Genomic DNA, 15,754 nt, shown 5'->3' on the forward strand with positions numbered 1-15,754 from the left:
GATGCAGTTTTGAAAGCTGTTTAGTTCTATCTAGGGTCAGGACTCATCGCCAATAGATGACGAGAGCTGCGAGGGATGTGTCGCAAACAATAGGAACGGTCAAGGTCAGCGACTTACTGGATACACCTATCCTGCGATCTCGGCGAATAGCTGGAAGCCAGACGTCGTATTGCTGGGAATTGCCGCTTCCGGATCATGTTGGCGACTTCAATGCCGTCCAAAGTAGCTGATGCGGATCTGAACGATTTGAACCCACACATGTGCCTTACGCGACGCTTGATAAATCGATGATCCTGTTCGATCAGGTTATTCAGATACTTGGACCTGACCGTTTGGATTTTGGCTGGGCAGCTAAACCGATTGAGGATATTGTTCACCTCTCGAATGCCCGCCGCGTTGGCTCCACTTTTGTCGATGACGATCTTGCTCGGGATTCCATTGGAAGCCAGCGCTTTGCCAAAGAGCCGTGCTGCTGCTGGACGGTTCCTACGCTCAGACAGCATGAAATCAAGAGTATTCCCAGTTTTATCGACGGCCCGATAGAGGTACATCCATTTGCCGCGAACACGAATATAGGTCTCGTCCATGCGCCATGAATTCAGCGTTGGGCGTTTCTTCGATTGCGCACGAGCTGCGACGATCGGTGAGTATTTCACAACCCACCTATTCAATGTGGCATGGTCAATTCGCACACCGCGCTCAGCCATGATCTCTTCCAAGTCACGATAGGACACCGTGTACCGCAAATAGAAGTAAACAGCGTACAAAACTGCATCTTTGGGGAAATGACAGCCCTTTAACGAGATCATGCTCAAATAACCTGTTAAAATTTTTCGACCAGTACAAACCTCAGATCACGCAGGCTCGTCAACTAGACCCCATAGTTTGCGACACAACCAACATCATTTCCAATGATTGCGTCCCCTCTTCGGGATGCCGTCATGGAGTTGGAAAAAAGTCTTTCAGGATGCTTGATCACCTTCATCGACACAGACGGGAAGCAGCAACTTCGGGTGGAGGCATTTGGGTCTTCCTATGGCCTCTCGCTGGCAGAAATCCGGGTTTCCAATTTGCTGATAACAGGACTCACCTCTCCAGGGATCGGAGAACAGCTTGGTCTGGCAACTTCCGCTGCACAGACGCATGTGAAGTCTGTGTTTGTCAAAACGAGAAGCTCCAACAGAGTCAACTTCACTTGGAAGGCAGTTCAATTCTCACCGCCTGTTGTCTAGATTTCAAGCATTCTGGCTACATTGGTGAAGCCAGGGGTCAGGGTTCACAATCAGTGGATGACGGGTGCCGCTAATGCGATGGCTGATAGCAAGACCTTTTGGGCAGCCGTTTTGGTTGTGCTTGATTGGTCTATTCTCCATCGGGATGATCTCTTTGGAGGGGGGGCGACGAGCAGTAGATATTTTCGTTGATCCCAGGTTAGAGCTTTCGTCACATTGTTTTTTAGCTCAGCTAAAATAAATTTTGATCTTCTTGCTAATTTTCTATTGAATGGTTCAAGCCGTATGACAAGCAGGAGAGATCGGATGCAGGCTCCGACAGCGCGTATCAAAGCCAAAGGGCAACCGACCGAACTGGGTGCGGCGATACGACGGCGGCGCAAGGCCATGGGACAAACCCTGGATCAAGTCGCCAAGGCAACCGATCTGACGACCGGCTTTCTGTCGCAAGTTGAGCGCGGGCTGAGCTCACCTTCGCTAACGTCGCTGATGGCTATCGCTGCGGCCTTGCAAACTAGCATCGAGCAGTTGTTGAGCGTGCCCGAAGTTTTTTCAGAATATGTCGCGAAAGATAGCAGACAGACATATTCTCTTGGGACACGCGGCCGGTTTTATGAAAAGTTGGGCCCCGGGTTTGCTGGCGCGTTGTTCCACCCACAGATCGTACATCGCCCACCAGGGCATGTGTCAGAAAAGATGTGTCACACGGGCGAGGCGTTCTGCTATCTGCTGTCGGGAAAGTTGGAATATCACCTTGGGGACAAGGTGTTCATCCTGTCGCCAGGTGATGTGATTCATCATGACACCTCAGTACGTCATTACTCCGTCGTGCTTGGTGAGGCTGAGGCAGTTGAGCTTTGGGTGACTACGTCGCCGATGACCGAAGCAGGCTGATGGGCCTAAATTTCTCTTCCCGAAAGGTATGAAATTAACGAGGAGTAAAATTTTTTATTATTTTACTAAAAAAAACTTTAGTAAAACTAAGAATCACTTATTGTCCTTCATCACAAAGCAAAGACTTTGCGGGAGGAGAAGATAATGAAGCTAAGAATGGTACTGGGAGCGACCGTTGCCGCAGCATTGGCGATGCCTTTGTTTGCACAGGAACGTGGCGGCACGCTCAACTTTGCTCGCTATGAAGGATCTCGCCTGATTGATCCGATCTATGCGGATCGTAATCCGGACATATGGATGGTGGGCAGTCTGTTCGACACCCTGCTGCGGGGCAACACAGATGGAAATTCAGTGGAACCGGGGCTGGCGGAAAGCTATTCGGTCGCTGACGATGGAAAGAGCGTTACCTTGACCCTGCGCGAAGGGATCAAGTTCGCAGATGGCTCTTCCATGTCCGGGGCAGATGTCGTGTTCTCGCTGGATCGCGCGCGTAACCCCGACCTCAGCCCCTGGGCTGGATTGTTAGGATCAATCGGCAGCGTTACGGCAGATGGAAACGACATCACAATTGCTCTGAATGATCCTGATCCGACTATCCTGTCAATGCTGTCCACCTTTAATACGGCGATCGTCTCAAAAGCTGCATTTGAAGCAGCGGCTGGTGACACCGATCAGGACAAATCTGCAGCCATCTTTGCTGCAACTGCACCTGGAGTGGGTTCCGGTCCTTTCTATCTGTGCGGCTTCGAGCAGGGTGCCTCGATGGATTTCTGTGCGAACGAGCATTATTGGCGCATGGGATCGGACGGTGAACCGCTACCCTATCTCGAAAATGTGCATTTTGAGATCGTGCCGGATGATGCAACGCGTATCCTGCGTCTGCAGGCGGGCGAGGTCGACGCCGCAGAGTTTATTCCGTTCAGCCGTGTGGCTGAACTGGAAGCTGATCCGAAAATCAGTATGCAGCTTTACCCTTCGACCCGAATTATCTACTCGCCGATCAACACGCGTGAAACACGCTCAGACGGCTCGCCCAATCCGCTTGCTGACGCCCGCGTACGGCAGGCTCTGAACTACGGGACCAACAAAGACGCTTTGATTGGTGTCGTCCTGCATGGGGCTGGGCAGCCCATGAGCTCGCCTCTGATGGCGAAAGCGACACAATATGCTGCCGATCTGAGTCCGCTCTATAGTTACGACATGGACAAGGCCAAGGCTTTGATCAGCGAGGCCGGGGTTGAGCCGGGGACGCAAGTCACCCTGACCACATTGGCGGGATCCGCCGATGACGCGACGATCTTTGCAGCACTTCAACAAATGTGGGCACCTTTGGGCATCGATTTGGTCGTCGAGCAGGTGGACGGTGCCACCCGCGGGGCAAAAAACCGATCTGGTGAGTTCGACATTCACACCTATGGTTGGGTCAATGATGTAAATGACCCCAGTCAGGTTGTCGGTTGGCTTGGCCATACTCCCACCGCCAAAGCCGTAGGCACAGGCTGGGAGAATGCCGAGTTCAACACTTTGTTCGAAGAAGCCGCAAATGAGATGGACCCGGCAGCTCGTGAGGCCAAGTTCGCGAGGATGCAGGAACTCTATGCAGAGGCCGCTCCGTTGTTGTTCATGTATGAAACACCCTTCGCAGTCGCGCTTGGTACAACCGTCGAAGGCTATGTTCAGACGCCTCTGGGCAATAACATCTTCGATGAAGCAACAATCAGCCGATAAGAGCTGACCTTTTGCCTCGCCGCCAGATGCGGCGGGGCCCTTTGCGGAGCGTAGACTTGTCCAGCCTGTCTTACATTTTGAAACGGCTTTTGCTGATGGTCCCGACCTTCTTTTTGGTCATGATCATCATCTTCTTGCTCGTGCGCCTTTTGCCGGGCGACCCGGCCATCGCAATGGCAGGAGACCGGGCGTCTGACGCGGACATCGCGGCCATTCGGGAAAGGCTGGGCCTGAACGAGCCAATGCTGTTGCAGTTCTGGTTGTTTCTAAGAAACACGCTGCACGGTGATCTCGGCCGTTCAATTCTGATGCGAACGGATGTGCTCGACGTGATCGCAGATCGATTGCCGATCACCGTGTTTCTGACCATATACTCGGTGGTTTTGTCGCTGCTGATCGCCGGGCCGCTGGCATTTGTCGCAGCACTTAATCGAGGGCGCTGGCCGGATGCCGTCATTCGCACCGTGTTCCAGATTGGGTTGTCAATGCCGGTTTTCTATATCGGTCTGGTTTTGCTGACTTTTCTCGCAGCGCAGTTGCGCCTGTTTCCCGTGGGCGGGTATGGCGACACATTTGGAGAGCGCCTGTACCACCTGTTCCTGCCCTCGATTACCGTCGCGCTATATACTTCGGCCATCATCATGCGGAATCTGCGCAGCGCAATCATCGAAGTATTGGATGCAGAATACGTCCAGTTCGCACGTGCCAAGGGATTGCCCGCACGTCTGATCCTTGGACGACATGTTCTTCGGAATGCACTCATCTCGACGGTCACTTTGCTGGGCCTGTCCATCGGCAATTTAATGAGCGGTACACTGGTGACTGAAACCGTGTTTGCCGTTCCGGGCATGGGCCGACTGATGCTCGAAGCCATCTTTGCCCGTGACTATCCGTTGATTCAGGGACTGACCCTGACATTCGCGGTCCTCATCTCGCTGGTTTTTCTTCTGACGGACCTTTTTCAAAGCCGCCTTGACCCGAGGATGCGCCTGCAATGAGCGATGCGACCTTCAATCCTGTGACCCAGAACCCGTCCAGATGGCGGCGGGTATTGCGCAAGCCGGGCTTTGTGGCTGGCCTGTTAATTATCGGGTTTTCGATCATGCTCGCCGTATTTCCCGGAGCATTCGCGCCGTACGACCCAAACGCAATCGACTATCTGGCTGTGCGTCAACCTCCGTCATGGGCCCATCCTTTCGGCACCGATTTGTTGGGGCGGGACAGCTTGTCCCGCGTGATCTGGGCATATCAGGTGAACATGCAGATGGCCGTTTTTGCCACGGTATTTGCGCTGGTGATCGGCGTCGTGATTGGGGCGTTGGTAGGCTACTATCGGGGCATTGCTGACTTGATCTTTGGCCGGGTCGTCGATGCGGTAATCACATTTCCCTTCCTCGTATTGGTGATCGCCGTTGTCGCTGTACTCGGCCCCGGACTGGTCAACATGTACATCGCCATCTCAGTGGTCGGCTGGGTCTACTATGCGCGCTTGATGCGGGCCGAGGTCATTGCGCAGATGGGCAATGACTATGCTGCGGCGGGGATCGTTATGGGGTATTCCGACCGGCGCATCATCTTTCGCCATTTGCTGCCCAATGCGATTTCCCCGGTCATCGTTTATTGGATGACCGATATGGCCTTGGCGATCCTGCTTGGGTCGTCGCTGGGCTATCTGGGCTTGGGCGCGCAACCTCCGCAGGCGGAATGGGGCGTTTTGATTGCCGAAGGTCGCAACTTCATTTCCACCGCCTGGTGGCTGAGCCTGATGCCCGGTATCGCCATCGTCCTGACCGGTCTTGGGTTCTCGTTGCTGGGTGATGGGCTGGCCGATCTGTTAAGGCCGCGAGGGTAGGGGATGGGTATGAACGACAAGATGCCGATCCTGGAGGTCGAAGGGTTGAACACAACGTTCTATCGCAACGGACTGGCGCTGCCTGCTGTGCGGGACGTGAATTTTTCTGTCACACGCGGCGAAGTACTGGGATTGGTCGGTGAAAGTGGGTCAGGCAAAAGCGTTACCCTGAGATCGATCATGGGGCTTGCGCGTCGTTACGGGGACGTCTCTGGACAAGTACGTTGGCAGGGTCGTGATCTGGTGCCGATGCCGGATCGTGAACTCCGCCGTGTTCAGGGGCGCGAGATCGCGATGATCTTTCAGGAGCCGATGACCTCGCTCAACCCGCTACTGACTGTCGGCCTCCAGCTTGAGGAGACCTTGTGCACGCATACGGACCTCTCGCGCGCGGCCCGGCGCGACCGGGCTATCGAAATGCTGAACCTCGTTGGAATCCCCTCGGCCGCGGAACGTCTAAAAGACTATCCACATCAGTTTTCAGGCGGGATGCGGCAACGGGTGATGATTGCAATTGCACTGGCCGCCAATCCGAAACTTCTTTTGGCTGATGAACCGACAACCGCGTTGGACGTGACCATTCAGGCGCAGATCCTCGACCTGATCCTGCGTTTGGCGGAAGAGATGGATATGGGAGTGGTTTTGGTTACCCATGATCTGGGTGTGGTGGCCCAGACTTGTGACAGTGTTTCTGTCATGTATGCCGGGCGCATTGTGGAACAGGGGCCCGTGCGCGACGTGCTGCGTGCGCCGCGTCATCCTTACACCGTTGGCCTGATGCGGTCGGTGCCCCAGAATTTGCCGCCCCGAACGCCGCTCTATTCGATACCAGGCGTTCCCCCCAGTCTGGACACATTGCCGCCGGGGTGCGCTTTCGCACCTCGCTGCAGTTCCTGCATCGAAGCTTGCGTGCAGGACCGGCCTGACCTGTCGCACATCAATGACATGCGGCATGTGGCCTGTTTCAATCCTGTGATCAACGCCAAAGGAAATGCTGCATGATCACCGTTATGCAAATACGCGACCTGCATCTGCGGTTCCCTCTAAGTCGCAGCCTGGTGGACTACGCCTCGGGTCGGCCAGGCCGTGTGGTCAAAGCGTTGAACGGCATCAGCCTGGATTTGATCAAGGGTGAGGCATTGGGCGTTGTTGGCGAGTCCGGCTGCGGAAAGTCGACGCTGGCGCGCTGCATCGTGCGCCTGCATGCCCCCAGCGAAGGAACGATCGAATTCGAAGGTCAGGACGTTTTTGGCGAGCAGAACCGCTCTGACCGTACCTATAACCGGCGCGTCCAGATGATGTTCCAGGACCCATATTCTTCGCTAAACCCGCGCATGACGGCAGGCCAGATACTGGCCGAAGCGCTGAACGTTCACAATATGCGCCCAGAGGCCGAGATTCCGGCCCGGGTGGTTGAACTTCTTGATCTTGTTCGCCTTCCTCAGGATGCGCAGCACAAGCTTCCGCATGAGTTTTCCGGTGGGCAGCGCCAGCGCATCGCAATCGCGCGCGCGCTGGCGGTTGAGCCAGAAGTCCTGATTGCGGATGAGTTGGTTTCGGCGCTTGATGTTTCTGTCCAGGCCCAGGTTGTGAACTTGCTGCTGGAGCTGCAGGAAGAACTGGATCTGACGATCCTGTTCGTTGCCCATGATCTAAGGCTCGTTCGCCACGTTTCTAACAGGGTCGCTGTGATCTATCTGGGCCGGATCGTGGAAATTGGGGACAGCGAGACACTGTTCTCAGCTCCCGCACACCCTTACAGTCAGGCGCTTCTTTCTGCAGCCCCCACACTAAATCCCGATGATCGGGGTAATGTGGCTCGTCTCGAAGGAGAGTTGCCGTCACCCCTGAACATGCCCTCGGGTTGCCCATTCCATGTCCGGTGCCGCCACGCCACGGATGGCTGCAAACAAACGGTACCCGCACTGCTGCCCTTTGAAGGTCGTGGCGAAGTTGCCTGTCATCATGTCGAAGAGATAAATGCCCATGCTTGATGCCCCGGACCAGAAAACCACTGTCTCAGCTTTGTGTGAGGAACTGGCCAAACAAGGATTAGATGCGTTTATTTTGCCCCGTTATGATGCACATCAGGCAGAGTATGTTGCCCCACATGATGAACGTCTTGCCCACATAACAGGTTTCACCGGATCGGCGGGGATGGCAATTGTGACACCGGACACTGTCGCGATATTCGTTGATGGCCGCTATGTGGTGCAAGCCGCAAACCAATGCGCTGGTCCGGCCTTTTCCCACCATCACCTGCACAACGAGCCGCCGGAGAACTGGCTAGCATCAGTTGCGGTCACAAATTGGAAAATTGGCTATGATGCAATGCATCTACCGCCTGTTTGGTATGACCGATTTTTCACTGCGTTGGCGGGGACCGGGGCAGAGCTGGTCGCGACAGCGACCAACCCAGTCGACGCTGTCTGGCCTGATCAACCTGACCCTCCAATGGGGAAGATCGAACCCTTTCCATTGCAGTTTGCGGGTAAGAGTTCAGCGAAAAAAATATCGGATCTGGTCACGGAAATGCGCTTGCAAGGTGCGACGCTGCTGATTGAAACTCAGCCCGACAATATCGCATGGTTGCTGAATGTGCGCGGGTCTGATGTGGCCTTCAATCCGATACCGCATTCCTTTCTTCTCGCGGATGCATCGGGGCAGGTATTTTGGTTTGTGGCGGACCGAAAAATAGATGCGGACATTACCGACCATTTGCCCGATTTTGTTTGCTTGCTACCCATGGAAGCACTGCTGCCGACGCTTGCGGATAAGGTGCAAGCTGATCAGGGCGTCTTGTTCGATCCGGACTTCTCGCCGGAAGCCGTGCGATCCATTTTACGACAGAACGGTGCAAAGGAGCTAGCAAAAAGCAGCCTCATTGCATTGACGAAAGCCCGAAAGAACAAGTCCGAGATCGAAGGTTTGAAAGCCTGTCACATAGAAGACGGGATCGCCTGGACGGAGTTCTGCGCTTGGCTGGCACGTGAGGTGCCGGCCCGTGCGGCGTCAGGGCATCCAGTGACTGAGCGCGAGGCTGAGGAAAAAATCCTGTCCTTCCGGTGCCAGCAACCGGGCTTTATCTGCGAAAGCTTCAACACGATTTCTGCTGCTGCAGGCAATGCTGCCATGTGCCACTACGCGACAAGCCCGGACAATCAGGTGCCGATCCCACCGGATGGCACATATCTGCTGGATTCAGGCGGGCAGTATGAGACGGGAACGACGGATGCAACGCGCAGTATCGCTTTCGGGGCACACAGACCCGATGGGTATGACCGCGCTTATACCGCTGTTTTCAAAGCGTTCCATGCAATAGCGACCTTGCGTTTTCCCGCTGGTACACAAGGTCACCACATTGATGCGATATGCCGTCGGCCGTTATGGGATCTGGGGTTGGATTACGACCATGGGACCGGTCATGGAATTGGCCATCGGTTATCGGTTCACGAACATCCTCAACGCATTGGAAAACCTTACAACCCAGTGGACTTGGCACCGGGTATGATCTTGTCGATTGAGCCCGGATATTACGAAACGAACCGGTTTGGCATTCGCATTGAGAACCTGTTCGAAATTGTCCGGGCAGAAGATGGCTTTATGGAATTCTCGAACCTCACATGGATTCCAATCCAGACGGACATGTTGCTGCTCGACAAATTGAGTAATGCCGAGCGGACTTGGCTCAACACCTATCATGCGGAGATGAAACAGCGGATCGGTACTTATCTGTCATCCAACGCCCTGTCTTGGCTCGGCTCCACCAGTGGCTTGGTAATTTGATGGGATCAATATCGTCGGCACTGCCCGCAGCGCTGTACTCACCCTTCAGGCCATCCAGAACGATCTTTTTCTTTTCATCGGTTGAATACTGTTCGCGCGTTGCGCGACAGGCGTCATTTACAACTTTCTCGCCGTTCGACGCACAAACAGTAATCTGCATTTACCTGATCAAGAGCTTTCAGGCACCCGAACCCAAACCTCAACGCGACGATTGCTGGCCCGGCCTTCATCAGTGTCATTGCAATCGAGCGGCATCTGTTCACCGAAACTGAGTGCCTGAATGTTAAAGCCGCTCAGCCCATCGGCGGCAAACTCATTTGCAAGCACCTCTCGCACAGCCTCGGCGCGTTGTTGCGCAAGCCGCGTATTCTGCCCCGCATCACCCACACTATCGGCAAAACCGACAAGTAGGAGTTCCAGCCCGTCAAATTCGCTGTTGCGCAGCCGGTCTGCCAGATCGCGGATGTTCAGCACCGACTCCGCATCCAGGTTGCTGGAGGCATTGTCAAAGCGAAACGTGATCGACAGGCGGTCCGCACGGCGTAGCTCTTGCATCATTGACGAAAACTCATCCCCGCTGAAATCCGGTTCCACGGCAGCGGCGTGGATGAGCGCGATGCCCATGTCCTGAATCTTCATGCGTTGAAGTCGGGCGCTTGCAAAGCCAGTATCCTCAAGCACGGATTGCGCAGCATCTGTCTGCGTCCATTTAAGGAAATCACCGGCAACCGGGTGCAGGTTCTCTTCTGCGGCATATGCAAGGACAGGGCGCGACAATGGATAGTTGTTGATCTTCAGATCGAAATTGGACGGTTCAGACATAAGCCCACAGGCTTTACGAATGGACATCATGTCGGCCCCGTCCCGCTGTACCTGCACGCGATCAATAAGACCAAGCGCCGTGCGGTCTGCGCGGACCGAGCTGATCAAGTCCTGCGCACTTGGATGAAATACCGTATCTGCAGCCAGCGGGCCATCGGGGCTGCCGGAGACCTTCTGATAAAAGAGCGCCGGTTTATCCCCTTCCAGCAAGTGTAGTGTGACTGGCGAATTGCCCCCGCCCAGGTTTTCCCAGGACCGCAGATCACCGGACAAAATGGCCGCGATTTCTTCTATGCTCAGGTCGCGGACAGGGTTCTTGTCACCGGCAATCAGAACGCGACTGTCCAGTGCAAGCAAGAACTCCCGCTCTGTACTTGCAGCCGCGTTGATCCGTTGGTCTGTGATCGTGATGTCCGGTGCGAAGACGGCATCGGCCGCGCTGGCAGGCTGCATGTCTATCTCGGCAACCACGGAACCGTCCTCACCGCTCAGAAGAGTGATAACAGACCGACCTGGGGATTGCTCCTCAATCAGATATCGAAGACCACGCTCGAGCGCATATTCGCTCAGCAATGCGGGCATCATCAAGTCCACAGCGTTGGATCCGCCAAGCACTGCGATCTTCGGATCATAGAGTTTCAGATCCGGGCAGGCGGCACCAACGCAGTCTACCCGATCAGTGGAAAGTTGAAAGCTGCCGAGCGGGGTCTCAATGACGTAGTAGCTGTCGCTGTAATCAACCAGCTCCCCCATAACCTCGGTGTCATCGCTCCGGGAGACCAATGTCACTCGTGTGTCGACAACTTCTTTTTCAGGTTCCGCTTCCGCGATAGTCCCGTCAGCTCCGGGACAGCCTGTTCCGGAACACGTGAGCATCGCAGCATAAAGTGTCAGTATTCCCAACTCTGTCTGAAGAACATAGGTGGCGCCATCATACTCCAGAATTACGCCTCGGACGCTTGTGCCTCCGTCATGAGTGGTCAGTTCTACTTCGTTGGCCGTTTGCGCGTTTGCCTCTATTGCAAAAGCAGATGCGAACATGCTGGCAACCACAAACAATTGTCTGGAATTGTGTGCCAGAAACGATTTTGAAATCCGGGAAGCATGAGACATCTGATTTCACTCCAAATTCACCTGGTGGGTTCGCCGAAGAACCGGGTGGCTGGGGATTGGGTTGCTCCCGCTACAGCCTCCCGACGGATGCCTTCAGTTCGAAGAGGACTGCGTTGTGTAAAGGGCAACGGCCTCATTCATGCGCTGCAGCAGCGGTTCACTGTCGCGTGCAAGAACTGATAGATCGCGATCTGACAGCACTTCACCGTTCACCGCGCGTTCCAGCAGGCTTTTCACCGGATTCCACAGCTCTTCGACTTCGCGCAGTTTTCGGGAGATTTCAGGTGTTGGCGGGGCAATGACGCCAATATCGTCAAAACCGTCCTGCAGCGCTGACAGCGAGGTATCAAAAAGTTCAACCGTATCCGCCAAACGCGCCGCCTGCTCAGACGGGTCTTCAACCGCATGCATCAGACAGGCCTCTTTTACTGCTTTTTGGGTCAGCATGCGCTGACGCCCGGCGATATCAACGGTGATGGCCAGGTTCAGAGAAACCGACGCGGTTTCAGAGGCATAGGCCCGTGCCATTTTGTAGACAGCGATATTCATGAACTTCAGCACCCGTAGGCTTGCGCTGTCGAGTTCATCCAACTCTGCATTGGCAATAGTGGCGTTGTCGATGCCGGCTTCAATGATCGCCTTATAAGCGGCCCAATGTGAATCAATTGCCCCCAATGCGCTGATGACTGTGTCATTGCTTTCAGCATCCAGACCCAAATCTGAGTCCCCGTTGCGCAATCCCTGGTCCGATTGCAAAAAAAGATCAAAGGCCTGAGTCATTTGGTCAAATGACGTGTTGAAACCCACATCCCGCGCCATCAGGCAGGCGGCTTTGGTTATGCGTTGGGTTAGCATTCGTTGACGGCCGGCGATGTTCACGCGATGTGTGACCTGATCCACACTTGTGCTGTCCTGTGCAATCGAAGTCTGCGGGGCAACTGTTGCGCAGACCAAGAAGGTTGCGGTCAGAACCATTCTGATCATTTTTGTTTCCTTTTGTACTGAGAGTTGGCTGTCTCAGGTCGTTTTGTTGGGGTCACCTGTACATAATGACGGCTTCGTTCATCGTGCGCAGAAGAGGTTCAGTTTCCCTCGCAAGAGCTGCGAGATCCCGGTCCGTCAGTTGTTCTTTGGCAACCGCGCGATCGAGGATCGCTTTCACGGGCGCCCAAAGATCGGATACTTCTCTTAGTTTTCGGGAAAGCTCTGGGTTGGATGGAGGAATAACGCCTGCGGACGGAAAGCCTTCCAGAAGGGCCACTAGTGAGTGGTCAAACAGATCCACTGTCTTCGCCAGCCGAGCGGCCTGGACCTTGGGGTCAGTTGCGACACGCATCAGGCAGGCTTCCTTCACAGCCTTTTGTGTCAGCATACGCTGACGCCCGGCGACATTGATTGTCATCGCAAGGCCCAGCGGAACGTCTGGGGTTGCAGAAGCATATGCTTGCGCGGTGGTGTAAACCGCTGAATTCATAAACTCGAGCACATTGAGACTTGCGTTGTCGAGTACTTCGAGATCCGCACTTTCGATCGCTGCGTTTTCGATCCCGGCGTCAACAATGTTCCGATAGACTGTCCAGTGCGAGTCAATCTCTTCCAGCGCAGCCAGCACAGCGCTGAAGCTTTCCGGGGCCAGCCCGAATTCCGGGTCTCCTCTCCGCAAGGCGCTGTCTGAACGAATGAACAAACTGTATGCCTGGGTCAGCTGGTCATAAGCCGTGGTTGTGCTGATGTCCTGAGCCATCAGGCAGGCCGCCTTTGCCATTCGCTGCGACAACATCCGCTGGCGTCCCGCGATGTTGATCCGGTTTGCAGCCTGTGCAGCAGAATCTGCCGGCACTGTCGTGGATTGCGCAAACAAACCTGTCGGAGCAACCAGCACCAAAGCGATCGCAAGCACATTTCTTAACATTATAGGGCCTCCGGATTTACCGGTTGGGGTCTCGACTCAACCCATCATCTTGTGACGAGCGTGCTGTCTGGGTTGAGCGAAATATACAGCCCTAGGGTGATTCACCTTGACCTAGATCATTAAATGGTGGTGAACCCATTAATCGGTTTACCTTTTTTGCATCTTGGTCTGTGCAGTTACAAAACTTTGGACGCGCCAGGTTTGAGGGTCATTTCGCTAATACCATGGAGCGGCTGTTGACCTCGCGATTTCCGCGTAAGTGGCGCGGATACAAATCCCATCTTTTAGCAAGGATCGTCACCGTTTCCCGCGATGGACCTTTGGTCAACTTGTCTGGTTGCACATGCGATCCGATTAGAGCTAGCGCGACGTAGTGCAAAGATTGCTAGAGCGCAGGATAAATGTCCCATACAAACGATACTCCTGCCACTCTACAAATTGCAGGCCATGTCAGGCTGATTTTGAGAAGGACGGGAAGATCATTAGGTCGGAAACATCTTAACCAGCTAGCACGGGCGTCTGGTCTGGTTCGCCATATTGAGCGCGATATTCAGCGCCGTTGATCTTGGCACCTTCGAACGGATCCTAGGCCAGGCCCGTTGATCAAGCAGTGACTTACGATAAAAACCCAATCCTCCATCGTGACGAGTCAGCGGCAGCAATGCATAATGGCATTGAAGCGGTGAACTTGATCCGAAAGGGTCAACTCACTTTTGAGATCTTTCTCTTCAATCATACGCTGTTGCCGTCACCGACCGCCGGAGATATGCGCCGTGGCTTCAATTTCGATCAGAGCTTCATCCTCGACCAGATCCTTGACAATCAGCAAGGACATGGCCGGAAAATGCTTGCCCAACACCCTGCGGTACGCCTGACCGACTTCGCGTTGTTTTGCCAGGTATTCATCCTTGTCCTTAACGAACCAGGTCAAGCGTGCGATATCCGTTGATTTGCCTCCGGCGGCTTCGACCACGGCGACGATATTGCGCAAGGTCTGCTCCATTTGCCCGATAAAGTCCTTGGATTCGAATTCCTTGTTTGCGTTCCAGCCGATCTGGCCGCCAACATGAAGCGTTCCGTTCTCGGCCAGCATGCCGTTTGCGTAGCCAAGTGCGGGGGCCCATCCGTCGGGGTGAATTTCTTTCAGGTTCATCTTTTGTCTCTTCCGCTTGGTTTCGGGCAGTGTGTGCAAGAGGGCCGAAGCTGGCGCGCCGATCTCAGGTTACGCGCGATCTCAGTTGGTATTTCGGGTCTCGCCAGAGCTCGTTTTGAATCACGGTCTCGATGATTTTCGCAGCGGCGACGACATCGTCTACGTTCAGGTAGAGCGGGGTGAAACCGAACCGCATGATGTCCGGTGACCGGAAATCGCCGATCACGCCTCTGTCTATCAGCGCCTGCATGGAAGGATAGCCGTGCTCGTAAGCAAACGAGACCTGCGAGCCGCGTTCGGACGGATCACGTGGCGAGGCCAGTTGCAGCTGCGGGCAGCGGTCCTCGACCTCGGCAATGAACCTTTCGGACAGGGCGACCGAGGCCATGCGTAAGTCCTGCAAATCCACGTCTTCCCAGATCTGCAGAGCCTCATCCAGTATCGATAGCTGAACCACAGGAGGCGTACCAACACGCAAACGTTCGGTCGACATTGCCGGGCGGTACTGTGGGTCCATGGCAAACGGAGCCTCATGCCCCATCCACCCCGCAAGCGCGGGCTGTACCGTTTCAACGAGGTCAGGCCGCACATAGATGAACGCCGGAGCACCGGGGCCGCCATTTAGGTACTTGTAGGTACAGCCCGTCGCAAATTCGGCCTTGCTGGCGATCAGATTGACGGGAAACGCGCCTGCGCTGTGGGCAAGATCCCAGATCATGACCGCTCCGGCCTCATGGGCGCGGCGGGTGATCTCGATCATGTCGTGCTTGCGACCTGTGCGAAAATCCACTTCGGTCAGCATGACCACGGCCACGTCTTTGTTGATGGCGTCCGCGACATCTTCCGGTGCCGTGGTGCGCAGTTCGTACCCTTTGTCGATGGTTTCGATCAGCCCCTGCGCCATATAGAGATCAGTTGGAAAATTGCCATCATCCGACAATATGACACGCCTTTCAGGGCGCATTTTCAAAGCGGCGGCCAGTGCCTGATATTCCTTGATCGACAACGTGTCGCCAGTTGCGACCGATCCCGCTGGCGCACCGATCAGCCGGGCAATCTTATCGCCAACCCTCTGGGGCAGAGATATCCAGTCGGCCGTGTTCCACGCTTTGATCAACTCCTGTCCCCATTCGGACCGAATGGTTGCCAGCGCGCGGTCTGCCGCCGTTTTGGGAAGCGGGCCGAGAGAGTTTCCGTCGAGGTAAATTACGTCGTCCGGAATATCGAACAGATGCTTTCGGTAAACGGTGTTTTCGGGCATC

Annotated in this window: 13 protein-coding genes and 1 pseudogene; 8 read left to right on the forward strand and 6 right to left on the reverse strand. The window is 54.9% G+C overall.

Going from position 1 to position 15,754, the window contains the following annotated elements:
• Positions 1–126 precede the first annotated feature (126 nt).
• Positions 127–809 (reverse strand): annotated as a pseudogene (locus tag ACR0J0_RS10410) (IS6 family transposase).
• Between the two features lie 132 nt (positions 810–941).
• On the opposite strand from ACR0J0_RS10410, the gene ACR0J0_RS10415 reads away from it, so the two are divergent.
• The 8 genes from ACR0J0_RS10415 to ACR0J0_RS10450 all read left to right on the forward strand — a co-directional run bounded on the left by ACR0J0_RS10415 (position 942) and on the right by ACR0J0_RS10450 (position 9,492).
• Entirely contained in the window at positions 942–1,232 is a 291-nt protein-coding gene (locus tag ACR0J0_RS10415) for a helix-turn-helix transcriptional regulator (RefSeq protein ID WP_480663640.1), read from the forward strand.
• Between the two features lie 306 nt (positions 1,233–1,538).
• A complete protein-coding gene (locus ACR0J0_RS10420; RefSeq protein ID WP_480663642.1) occupies positions 1,539–2,126 on the forward strand; it encodes a helix-turn-helix domain-containing protein in 588 nt (195 codons plus the stop codon).
• A 144-nt stretch (positions 2,127–2,270) separates the two neighbouring features.
• Positions 2,271–3,854: an ABC transporter substrate-binding protein gene (locus ACR0J0_RS10425; protein WP_480663644.1), complete on the forward strand. Its 1,584-nt coding sequence runs from the start codon at positions 2,271–2,273 to the stop codon at positions 3,852–3,854.
• A gap of 56 nt (positions 3,855–3,910) precedes the next feature.
• Complete coding sequence (locus tag ACR0J0_RS10430) at positions 3,911–4,852, forward strand: ABC transporter permease (protein ID WP_480663646.1); 942 nt, start codon at positions 3,911–3,913, stop codon at positions 4,850–4,852.
• Positions 4,849–5,706 (forward strand): ABC transporter permease, encoded by an 858-nt coding sequence (locus ACR0J0_RS10435; RefSeq protein WP_480663648.1) that lies wholly within the window; start codon positions 4,849–4,851, stop codon positions 5,704–5,706. The genes ACR0J0_RS10430 and ACR0J0_RS10435 overlap by 4 nt, the downstream gene beginning before the upstream one ends.
• Before the next feature lie 9 nt (positions 5,707–5,715).
• Complete coding sequence (locus ACR0J0_RS10440; protein WP_480663650.1) at positions 5,716–6,708, forward strand: ABC transporter ATP-binding protein; 993 nt, start codon at positions 5,716–5,718, stop codon at positions 6,706–6,708.
• Entirely contained in the window at positions 6,705–7,700 is a 996-nt protein-coding gene (locus ACR0J0_RS10445; RefSeq protein ID WP_480663652.1) for an ABC transporter ATP-binding protein, read from the forward strand. The genes ACR0J0_RS10440 and ACR0J0_RS10445 overlap by 4 nt, the downstream gene beginning before the upstream one ends.
• Positions 7,687–9,492 carry an aminopeptidase P family protein gene (locus tag ACR0J0_RS10450; RefSeq protein WP_480663654.1) on the forward strand — a complete coding sequence of 602 codons (1,806 nt, stop codon included), beginning with the start codon at positions 7,687–7,689 and terminating at the stop codon, positions 9,490–9,492. The genes ACR0J0_RS10445 and ACR0J0_RS10450 overlap by 14 nt, the downstream gene beginning before the upstream one ends.
• Before the next feature lie 168 nt (positions 9,493–9,660).
• Here the strand turns inward: ACR0J0_RS10450 and ACR0J0_RS10455 are convergent, their stop codons facing one another.
• The 5 genes from ACR0J0_RS10455 to kynU all read right to left on the reverse strand — a co-directional run bounded on the left by ACR0J0_RS10455 (position 9,661) and on the right by kynU (position 15,753).
• Entirely contained in the window at positions 9,661–11,355 is a 1,695-nt protein-coding gene (locus ACR0J0_RS10455) for a phosphate ABC transporter substrate-binding/OmpA family protein (RefSeq protein WP_480663656.1), read from the reverse strand.
• 165 nt (positions 11,356–11,520) lie between these two features.
• Positions 11,521–12,411 (reverse strand): type IV pili methyl-accepting chemotaxis transducer N-terminal domain-containing protein, encoded by an 891-nt coding sequence (locus ACR0J0_RS10460; protein ID WP_480663658.1) that lies wholly within the window; start codon positions 12,409–12,411, stop codon positions 11,521–11,523.
• 52 nt (positions 12,412–12,463) lie between these two features.
• Positions 12,464–13,339 (reverse strand): type IV pili methyl-accepting chemotaxis transducer N-terminal domain-containing protein, encoded by an 876-nt coding sequence (locus tag ACR0J0_RS10465; RefSeq protein ID WP_480663660.1) that lies wholly within the window; start codon positions 13,337–13,339, stop codon positions 12,464–12,466.
• Positions 13,340–14,087: 748 nt separating this feature from the next.
• Positions 14,088–14,492, reverse strand: a complete 405-nt coding sequence (locus ACR0J0_RS10470; protein ID WP_480663663.1) for a RidA family protein — start codon at positions 14,490–14,492, stop codon at positions 14,088–14,090.
• A gap of 64 nt (positions 14,493–14,556) precedes the next feature.
• On the reverse strand, positions 14,557–15,753 hold the full coding sequence (gene kynU, locus ACR0J0_RS10475) for a kynureninase (protein ID WP_480663664.1): 1,197 nt from the start codon (positions 15,751–15,753) through the stop codon (positions 14,557–14,559).
• Position 15,754 lies beyond the last annotated feature (1 nt).

This window comes from Ruegeria sp. BF12 (assembly GCF_056538705.1).

Coding starts and splice junctions, on each gene's coding strand:
- ACR0J0_RS10425 (WP_480663644.1), top strand. CDS start 2,271: ATGAAGCTAAGAATGGTACTGGGAGCGACCGTTGCCGCAGCATTGGCG.
- ACR0J0_RS10455 (WP_480663656.1), bottom strand. CDS start 11,355: ATGTTCGCATCTGCTTTTGCAATAGAGGCAAACGCGCAAACGGCCAAC.
- ACR0J0_RS10445 (WP_480663652.1), top strand. CDS start 6,705: ATGATCACCGTTATGCAAATACGCGACCTGCATCTGCGGTTCCCTCTA.
- ACR0J0_RS10470 (WP_480663663.1), bottom strand. CDS start 14,492: ATGAACCTGAAAGAAATTCACCCCGACGGATGGGCCCCCGCACTTGGC.
- ACR0J0_RS10415 (WP_480663640.1), top strand. CDS start 942: ATGGAGTTGGAAAAAAGTCTTTCAGGATGCTTGATCACCTTCATCGAC.
- ACR0J0_RS10435 (WP_480663648.1), top strand. CDS start 4,849: ATGAGCGATGCGACCTTCAATCCTGTGACCCAGAACCCGTCCAGATGG.
- ACR0J0_RS10420 (WP_480663642.1), top strand. CDS start 1,539: ATGCAGGCTCCGACAGCGCGTATCAAAGCCAAAGGGCAACCGACCGAA.
- ACR0J0_RS10440 (WP_480663650.1), top strand. CDS start 5,716: ATGAACGACAAGATGCCGATCCTGGAGGTCGAAGGGTTGAACACAACG.
- ACR0J0_RS10465 (WP_480663660.1), bottom strand. CDS start 13,339: ATGTTAAGAAATGTGCTTGCGATCGCTTTGGTGCTGGTTGCTCCGACA.
- kynU (WP_480663664.1), bottom strand. CDS start 15,753: ATGCCCGAAAACACCGTTTACCGAAAGCATCTGTTCGATATTCCGGAC.
- ACR0J0_RS10460 (WP_480663658.1), bottom strand. CDS start 12,411: ATGATCAGAATGGTTCTGACCGCAACCTTCTTGGTCTGCGCAACAGTT.
- ACR0J0_RS10450 (WP_480663654.1), top strand. CDS start 7,687: ATGCCCATGCTTGATGCCCCGGACCAGAAAACCACTGTCTCAGCTTTG.